Here is an 8,310-nt window from a genome sequence, read left to right as displayed (position 1 = left end):
ACAATCTATAGTGTTCATTTTGAGGTGGCTATGTTCACTACTTACCGTCATACAGAAATCGGATTGGAGCTGCCCGATGAGCTGTGCTCCGCTCCCAACCAGCAATTATGGAGCTGCGTCGAGCAGGAGTTGATCTTGCCTTGGTTCTACCTGCAGGTGGTACGCCGCCATGGGCGGGAATTAAATGCCACCATGCTGATGCTATATCACGCCCATGAGCTTAAGCAGTACGTCGATTACCAGTCGACCCGAACGTGGATCGAGCAGGTGCAGTTGGTAACCCCGCCATATATGAATGGTCAAGCCAGATGGTTAATGGAGCCGCTGCAACAGGTCTCGCTCGTAGAAGCTCCAACGGATGGCACCCATTTCCTAGTATTCAAGGTGACCAGCGGCTCTACCTATTCGTTGAGGGACGACCTCGATCTCACACTCCCTGCTATCCGTGTCTTGTTCTGTGCAGAGACCGATCTTCGTCACACCCGATAAAACAGAGCGCAGGCGAGAAAACGTTGCTTCAATCATCGCCTGGTAAGCTGAAAACGGGCCCGATGAGCTCTGTTAACAAAGCGGGTTGCTCCTCGAGTCGGGCTGCTAGCACCATGTCAGCTTTGCTTGGGTAATGTCGTAAAAGAAATTTGGCATCGCGCCGAATTTTTTCGGGAAGAGATTTATCGCGGTATAGCTCAACTAAGAATTCTCGAGTCTGAATCACCGCGCGAGTGCGCTCTTCCGGCATGGTCATTTCGATCTCCCAGCAGCTTCAGCAAAAGTTCGGAGTGAAGGTTGATATAATATGCAAGCTCCACCGTACACCCGCGCCTATGCACACCGATCAGCTTAATTCAAGCCTGGTCCTCATCCTTGCGAAAGCTCTAGGACGCAACGGGCGAACGGTATGTGTGCGTTCATGTCAGTTTTTGAAAGCATAGCCACGATTGGGTGGCTAATGACGGGCGCAGCCGCTGACCAACGCAGCCATAATTCCTTGCCATCGCGCTAGCTCCAACTGATAGGTCATGAGGTAAGACAGGACCGCATCCATTTCGGCATTTTGCAATCTAAAAGCTTGCGAAATTCTTCATTGCTCAGCGTATCAGTAATTTTTGACAGAATCTCCTTGGACATCCCCCGCTTTCCCACGTAGTGGAGTGCCGTGAGTACTAATCCTAGATTCGTACCGGCATGCTGAAGGCGGTCTTTAGATACATGCTTGAGACGCACCAAGGCAACCCCGATTTTGATTTCGCGCGAAGAGCCGCTTGTATAATAAGTTGGTAGCACCTGCATTTGTGTGCTGAGGCCCAATCTGCGGACTGCCTCCGCTCCATGTACCTGTATCGTCTCACCGTTAGCGGTGGTGATTACCTTCATAACCGTGAGTGGGCTCGGACGTACTGGACCGATGTAGCTGTTTAACTTGGGGCGCATGTATACGCCTCGGGCCACGCGTTCTAGTAATCCTGCGAGTACCAGTTTGGAAAGTGCTTTATTGACCGCAGAGCGAGAGCCGACTGAGGCCAACTTCGTGCCGACGAAGGGCTGCCCTTTCTTCAGGCGTTTGACTCTCTGGGAGATGACGTATGCAACGGACACAAATGCCTCCCCTTCGGTGCACAAATACATGTCCAATAGATCTTACACTTCACTGCACGGGAGTTTACCATTCCAATGGGAAATGGCTTAAATCTAGACAGCGCTTAGAGCTGACCCTTCAGCACCGGCGCACTACACGCCCAGTATGCATTCAACTAGCCCGGCCCACAGTGTGTGTCACTCGCTCAAATCGTCTGATAGTCCTCTGACAGCGCAGATTGCACCAGGTCGGCATAAACTAGTCACGTGTATCAGCCCATGCCATTTTCATTGATGCGTTTCATGAAATAAAACATTTCTGTCAGCTTAGCTGTACTATTGCAGAGCTGCCCTAGACCGTCCTCTTCCAGAAGCCTTGGCATGCTGGTGATGACTTAGGTTGATCAACAAGCGCTTACTGCCATTGTGCTGCACGGCAACACCAAAAGGCTGGAATGCAATATCCGATAACTCCCAGACCCGGATATTGCATAACTGGGTCGGCCCCATAGTCAAGACAGTGAGATTGCCGTCTGGATGCAGGTCGCGTTCCGTCAAGCTACTTAATGACTATCGCCTCATGTATTCCACTTAGCCCTGGGCGGATACCTACGTAGAGGCCAACACCAATGATCAGCACTTCAGTAGGCGGCCCCTCAAGGCGCCATAATGCGTTCCAGGTTTTAGCACTCATTTTACATCCCGTTCTGATTCAATATTAATTGGATTCCCGCCGAGCGATCTCGAGCGGATTGCCCAAGTCCGCCTGTTCTTCCGGAGCGCCGATCATTTCCACCGAGGCCTCACTACGCAACCCAAGCGGGACGTCAGGTCCATGCCTCATACATTAATGCCGTATCAGGCAATAATAGAAAGTGCCATCACCTTTCCACGCCTTTCTGCATGGCAGCAATCTTCGGGCCGAACGTAGAAGTTGATCAACGAGTGGGCAGCCTCCTGGTCTCCGAAGCGCTCGCAGAACAAGTCTTGGGGCGCTATCGGCCGCTTTCGATCTCACGCACGGACCGGGTCGCAAGGATGATCTGCCCTACTCCGTAATCTGTCAGATGACTGCCGATATACATCACATACCCTCGCCGTGCCAAAGCATTGGCGAAATCCCTGGAAGCCCCTGCTCGATACCGACCTTTTTCCCGCCTAGCCACTGCCAGAGAGGAGCGTCCAGTGCGGCTTACGGATTCAGATCGAAACCCATCAGACTCATGATTTTCTGCACATGGCCCTGATGCTGCGTGTACCTAAAGTCGTTTCAAACGTAAAGCATTGGTACACCTTCCAATGCTCCTTGAACGTGTCTGAGGAAGCATCCTTTGTCCTGACGTAGTGCTTTTCGTGTATTTCATCAATCGTGCCGTCGAAGCCGCAACGATTGAGCTCAGACACGTAATCTTCGATTGGAAGGCTATGGAAATCTGTACCCCCACTGCCGAACCCGTTGTAGTGCAGCAAATTGCCTTCTTCGTAGTTGACTATCTCAGGCGGCGCCATGTGCAAGGCGCTCTCCCTGCCATTACGAAGTGCCCTCAACGCATTGAATAATTTGAGATCCAGCTTCTCGAGCGTCACCTTGTCCCGGACAACCTGCATATTGTCAATCCAGGCAAATCGCTGTTTGTATTCGTTAGAGGTGTACACCGCGAGAATCTGTTCGCACTTTTCCAACAGATCATCCGAACCCACCTTACAGGTGATGGAAAGGCTGTCTCGGCCTGCTAGAAACCTGGCGAACTGAGTATTCGTCGGGGTACCACCCGCAACACGAGCCAAATCACGAAGCATGTCGACCCCAAATTCTTGCAGGTCACTGTCTTTGCTCGCTTGCACGCGCTTCTGGAAAGTAACGGCATCGGGGGTCGCAAGATCAAGCGTGCGCAGCCCATCGGGCGGCACCGAGTTGAGCGTAACCTTCAACCCAAACTGACGCTCAAACGCATCGTCCTGCAAAGCCAAATGGATGTGCCCAAAACAAATCGCCATGGTTCTGACACCGACAGGCAAAAACACCACCGCTCCCGCCCCGCTCGCGAGAAGCCGATCAGATTGTGCACCTACCTGCTCCTCGACAAACGAAACCCAAGAAGGCCTGCTGGAATAGATCTGTCCAATGTACAGCTGCGCGCCCTCAACGCCTGGCCACTCGCTTTGGCTGAGCGTGTTGCGTCGCCCTTCTGGAGCGTATTCCGGTTTAATTGAGGCGCTGGCCGCGCAATCCTCGCGAAGCAAACGTACCGACAACGTCCTGACCTTCTCCGGATTTGGCACTTGAATCTCCATGCGCAGCAACGCCATCTTGGCCTTGGCTGACCAAAATGATAGTCATCAGGTAACGCTCTGTCTAAAGCCTAATTACTGGTTGTCAATCGCTCTGAGTTAATCGCATTTCGACATCACTTTGATATGCTGACGCTCAATTTTCTGAGAGGGAATGCAGATGCGCCGGTTGATGTGTGTAGCACTTATGGCAGGGATGCTGGCTGGCTGTGGTGAGCCGAAGCTCGACGGCAGTTCACAACAAGCTTTCAAAGACTCGGCAGCAAAGGTTGCTGCAAGCTTGCCTGAGGACAAGCGCAAGCAATTTGCCTCTGATGTGATGGTACTTGCTTTCCAAGGCCTCGATATTTCTCAGGTCTTACAGGGCAAGAAAAATGCTGAAGACGTGTCTTCAGACATGCTTACCGCTCTTAATGGGAAGACTGCCCTGCAGGTTTCTGATGAAGCCAGTCGAGTTCGCACAGCACGTGCAGAGCGCGAGCGGCAGCAGGCGTTGGCTGAGATTCAGGAGCTTGCCGAAAAACAGAAAAAATCCGAAGCCGCAAAAACTCAATTAGCTCATTTTGAGGTTTCAAAATCTCGCTTCTACCAAAAGGCAAAAGAATATGGCCTTGGGAATCAGCCGATCATAGAAATAACTGTGAACAACGGTACTGGCAGTGCCGTTGCGCGGGCGTACTTCAAAGGCACCATCGCCTCCCCCGGGCGATCTGTGCCTTGGCTTGTCGAAACGTTCAACTACTCAATAAGTGGTGGCCTGGAGCACGGCGAGACTCAATCGTGGAACCTCGCACCCAATCAGTTTTCAGACTGGGGCAAGGTGGAACCTCCAAAGGATGCAATTTTCACCGTAACCGTCGAACGACTTGATGGTGCTGATGGAAAGCCGCTATTCGATGCCGGCGTATTTACCGAACGCGATGCAACCAGGCTCTCGACTCTCAAAGAAAAGTACGCTCACTGATGCAACGATGCAAGAAAAGTGCTTGATCGCTTCTTCCCGTACTACCAGTAAAAACGGACTCGACATGTCCATTTTGGAGCGCTAATGAACGAGCAAGAGTTTGACATCATCGAAGAACGGGACGAGGACTTTTCTGCACCTCAGGACGGATTCCTTGGGCCACGGAGGCAGTATCTCTCCGTCCAATTCCATTTTACCTACAGTGGTACTGAGGAGTGGGCGACCCTCTTTTCAGTGGGGATGGCAACTGACGCTCAGAAGGAACCTCTTGTCGCTGAAATCTGCGAGGTCGGTTCACCGTTAAACATCGAATATTTTATCAACGCTGAAAATCTGGAGCTCTGGATTAACGGCCAGTTGGGCGGCCTTTGTCGGTACCGTCTAAGCGGCTTCGGAGACCAGAGTCTTACGAGCTCAAATTCGGACGAGCCCGAAGAAGATGAAGCCTCTATCCACCTGTCCCTCCTGGCTGTGTTCATTCGCCCCCAGTATCGCTCAAAGGGTTTGGGCAATTTGCTGAGCACCCAGCTAGCTGAAGTCGTTGCAAGTGGCTTATTGAACAGGATCTTAGGAAACCCCGTCACTTCCTCCAACAAACGTCTAACGATAGCGGCTGACCTGGAATCTTCAGAAGGCGAAGCATTTTTTGAAAATCTGACGGAAGAGCTGGAAATAAAAATCAACGCAATTTCAGCCGCCACCCAAATATCTATAGATATCAACGTAGATTCTGGCTACTGATGCACTAGCCTACTACGCATCGAAACCCTCCCCGCTCATTTTGGGCGTCACCTTCTTCGCACTTGATGCGACTCGCCCGATACGCTTCAGTGGCCCCGAACAATCATCCGAAGAAACCATCTGGTTCAGGCGCTCATGCGCACGTTTCAGGCCAAGAGTACTTGCAACAGAACCGCTGCACACCGCGTTAAATTTGATCAATCTAACTCTCCTTGGGCCTTATTTAGTGGAGCTTTCATTGGCAGTAACAGGATGATCCGCGGCTTGTCGTAGCCCAGTGAGCTCCGCTGAATAGTGCAACGACAACCTCGTGGCTTCAGTCAGTTGCGAGCTCGCCTGCGCCAAACCCTCCTCTAGCCGCTTGGATTCCGCACGCGACATGCCTAGCTGCTCCTGAAGCGCTTCTTTCGCCCCGTCTGCCTTGGCAACTGCTGTCTTCATGGCGGCAATCTCACCGCTCAAACGAAGCGCCGCGTCTTCATGCGTCGCCGCCGCCTTGGCCTGCTGTCGCGCCTCACTTAATAAGCGCTCGTTATCTCTGTTGAGTCGAGTCAGTTCATCCTGCTTGAGCATCAACGTTTGCTGCAGCTGTCGCAGCTCAACCTGAACTTGCTGCACCTGTCCTTCGTGTCGTTGCTGCTCCTGTTCACGCTGCTCCTTGACCGCGTTGCGGTAATGTTCCAGAGCCTCACGGGAGTGAAGGTGCTTTTCTTCCAGCGAGCGGATCTGCTCATCCTTATCCTGAACGCGAAATTCCAAGTCACTGCAATTTTGGCTCAGGCGGGCATTGCGGGTGAGCTCGGCTTGCAGGCTTGCCTGACAAATCTGCAACTCATCCGCTTGAAGCGCTAACGCTCCTTTCTGACTATCCACTTCTCGCTGCAATGAGGCGAATTCGGCACTCAAGCCGTCGAGCTTTTGCTCCAGCTCGCTGCGCTGCTCGTCGAAACGAGCCTGGGCATGCGCGAGAGCTTCGCCTCCCTCCTCCGTCATTCGCTCTAAAAGGCCGGCAACAAGCTCGGTCAGTTCATCACTCAGCCGCTCTCTAGAGGCCCGCGGTCTAGGGTCAAAATCTTCTATTTCCTTCAAATAACGGTGAATAGTCGTCTTTGAGCCGGTATTTCCCAGTTCGATGCGCACGGCGTCGATGCTCGGATTCTCTCCCCGAGCAAGCAGCGATTCTCGCGCTTTTTGGACAGTCGCCTTGTTAATTCCGCCGCGTGCCATTTTCCTCTCCTACGATTTCGTACTGTTTTACATACCACGTATATACATAGCACTTTACAGCTATAAAAAGTACAGCATGAGAGCTTTTCTTTGATAAAATAATTGAGCGTTATCGCATCATAGAGCTGATTTTGGCCTTTTCCGTCGCCGGAAAAGGTACGTTTCACGCGGAAGGGTCGAGATGAACAAGGCTTATCAGTACCTGCAGGCCGGCAGCCGGGAAAACACCCGACGCAGTTACCGTGCGGCGGTGGAACACTTTGAGGTGACCTGGGGTGGGTTTCTGCCGGCGACCGGGGATGGCATCGTGCGTTACCTTGCCGAGTACGCAGACCAGCACGCGATCAGCACGCTGAAGCAACGCCTGGCCGCTCTAGCTCAGTGGCATGTCACTCAGGGATTTCCTGATCCTACGAAAACGCCCACCGTTAAGCAGATGATCAAGGGCATCCGGACATTGCATCCGGCCCAAGAGAAACAGGCCGCCCCACTGCTTCTACTTCACCTGGAACAAGCAGTAGCTTGGCTCGAGCGCGAATCGGAACAGGCCTCGAAGGATCATGACCTGGGTAGGCTGATGCGGTGTCGGCGAGATATAGCCTTGGTGCTGATTGGGTTCTGGCGTGGCTTTCGAGGCGATGAACTGGCTCGCCTGCAGGTTGAAAATACCCAAGCGGAGTCCGGTGCTGGCATCACTTTTTATCTGTCGTACACGAAAGGCGACCGACAACACCTAGGCACAACCTTCCACACCCCAGCCCTCAAAAAGCTCTGTCCCGTGCAGGCTTACGTCAACTGGATAACAGTGGCCGGCATCGCGCATGGGTCCGTGTTCAGGAAAATCGATCGTTGGGGGCATCTGGCTGAAGACGGCTTTAACGCCAACAGCCTGATTCCACTGCTACGGCGAATTTTTAATCGCGCGGGGGTGTCTGGCGATCTGTACACCAGTCACTCACTGCGTCGCGGCTTCGCCACCTGGGCCGCGGCCAATGGCTGGGATATCAAAGCGCTGATGACGTACGTCGGCTGGAAGGACATGAAGTCAGCCATGCGCTACATCGACACGGCAGATTCCTTTGGGGAGTTGGCGACAGGTCGGCCGCTCACTTCATCAGCTATTCCCCAAGCGCAAGCGTTGACAGTGGCTGAAAATCCCTAAGGGCCGGATGAGGTGTCGCGAGTAAATTTGTTTCACCGTTGATGGAACGGTTGGACTAGGTTCGCGTGGTTGTGCGCCATCTACTAAGATTTCCGGCCATGGCATCTCGCCATGAGGCCAAGCCCCTAAAAGCGGGCGGCCAATTCGCATGAGAGAGGAAATCACGTGCGCCTATCCAAGCTGAGCATTCGTAATTTCCGCAATTTCACGACACATTGATATCCCGCTAGGGATGCTCCGATCAACTCGTCATCACTGAGTGACGAGTTGAAAAAAGTCGCTGCGTTCTACGGTCTTTTCCGAGAAACACCCCATGCCGTCTGTTTTGGCGGGCTTCTACGCCCAGTTC

8 protein-coding genes and 1 pseudogene are annotated in these 8,310 nt (G+C 52.8%); 4 read left to right on the top strand and 5 right to left on the bottom strand.

Translation table 11 applies throughout. From position 1 onward, the window contains the following. Window positions 1–489: hypothetical protein (locus tag WLY71_RS28285; protein ID WP_347806185.1), on the top strand; the 489-nt coding region annotated here is incomplete at its 5' end. Window positions 490–517: 28 nt separating this feature from the next. Here WLY71_RS28285 and WLY71_RS28280 read toward each other — a convergent pair. The 4 genes and pseudogenes from WLY71_RS28280 to WLY71_RS28265 all read right to left on the bottom strand — a co-directional run bounded on the left by WLY71_RS28280 (window position 518) and on the right by WLY71_RS28265 (window position 3,870). Further along, window positions 518–745 carry a BPSL0761 family protein gene (locus tag WLY71_RS28280; RefSeq protein ID WP_347806184.1) on the bottom strand — a complete coding sequence of 76 codons (228 nt, stop codon included), beginning with the start codon at window positions 743–745 and terminating at the stop codon, window positions 518–520. A 272-nt stretch (window positions 746–1,017) separates the two neighbouring features. Next, a complete protein-coding gene (locus WLY71_RS28275; RefSeq protein WP_149660790.1) occupies window positions 1,018–1,596 on the bottom strand; it encodes a DUF6088 family protein in 579 nt (192 codons plus the stop codon). A 1,013-nt stretch (window positions 1,597–2,609) separates the two neighbouring features. After that, window positions 2,610–2,833: pseudogene (locus tag WLY71_RS28270) on the bottom strand (gamma-glutamyltransferase); the annotation flags it as partial. Continuing rightward, the gene (locus tag WLY71_RS28265; RefSeq protein WP_347806186.1) at window positions 2,797–3,870 is read right to left on the bottom strand and encodes a DUF6119 family protein; all 1,074 of its coding nucleotides are present in this window, start codon (window positions 3,868–3,870) and stop codon (window positions 2,797–2,799) included. The gene WLY71_RS28265 and the pseudogene WLY71_RS28270, both read right to left, overlap by 37 nt. A gap of 157 nt (window positions 3,871–4,027) precedes the next feature. On the opposite strand from WLY71_RS28265, the gene WLY71_RS28260 reads away from it, so the two are divergent. After that, window positions 4,028–4,831, top strand: a complete 804-nt coding sequence (locus WLY71_RS28260; RefSeq protein WP_347806183.1) for a DUF6694 family lipoprotein — start codon at window positions 4,028–4,030, stop codon at window positions 4,829–4,831. 84 nt (window positions 4,832–4,915) lie between these two features. After that, the gene (locus WLY71_RS28255) at window positions 4,916–5,572 is read left to right on the top strand and encodes a hypothetical protein (protein ID WP_347806182.1); all 657 of its coding nucleotides are present in this window, start codon (window positions 4,916–4,918) and stop codon (window positions 5,570–5,572) included. Between the two features lie 219 nt (window positions 5,573–5,791). On the opposite strand, the gene WLY71_RS28250 is transcribed toward WLY71_RS28255, so the two are convergent. Beyond that, window positions 5,792–6,799, bottom strand: coding sequence for a DNA-binding protein (locus WLY71_RS28250; RefSeq protein WP_347806181.1), 1,008 nt, complete (start codon window positions 6,797–6,799; stop codon window positions 5,792–5,794). A 181-nt stretch (window positions 6,800–6,980) separates the two neighbouring features. Between WLY71_RS28250 and WLY71_RS28245 the strand changes: the two genes are divergently transcribed. Beyond that, window positions 6,981–7,961, top strand: coding sequence for a site-specific integrase (locus WLY71_RS28245; RefSeq protein WP_347806180.1), 981 nt, complete (start codon window positions 6,981–6,983; stop codon window positions 7,959–7,961). The last annotated feature ends 349 nt before the right edge of the window (window positions 7,962–8,310 follow it).

This window comes from Pseudomonas rossensis, assembly GCF_039888995.1.
Taxonomy (GTDB): Bacteria; Pseudomonadota; Gammaproteobacteria; order Pseudomonadales; family Pseudomonadaceae; genus Aquipseudomonas; species Aquipseudomonas rossensis.
Note: the sequence above shows the minus strand (reverse complement) of the source record. Positions and strands in the feature narration are given on the sequence as shown.

Excerpts from the sequence above, each read along its gene's own strand:
- WLY71_RS28265 (WP_347806186.1), bottom strand. The coding sequence starts at position 3,870 with ATGGAGATTCAAGTGCCAAATCCGGAGAAGGTCAGGACGTTGTCGGTA.
- WLY71_RS28245 (WP_347806180.1), top strand. The coding sequence starts at position 6,981 with ATGAACAAGGCTTATCAGTACCTGCAGGCCGGCAGCCGGGAAAACACC.
- WLY71_RS28250 (WP_347806181.1), bottom strand. The coding sequence starts at position 6,799 with ATGGCACGCGGCGGAATTAACAAGGCGACTGTCCAAAAAGCGCGAGAA.
- WLY71_RS28280 (WP_347806184.1), bottom strand. The coding sequence starts at position 745 with ATGACCATGCCGGAAGAGCGCACTCGCGCGGTGATTCAGACTCGAGAA.
- WLY71_RS28260 (WP_347806183.1), top strand. The coding sequence starts at position 4,028 with ATGCGCCGGTTGATGTGTGTAGCACTTATGGCAGGGATGCTGGCTGGC.
- WLY71_RS28255 (WP_347806182.1), top strand. The coding sequence starts at position 4,916 with ATGAACGAGCAAGAGTTTGACATCATCGAAGAACGGGACGAGGACTTT.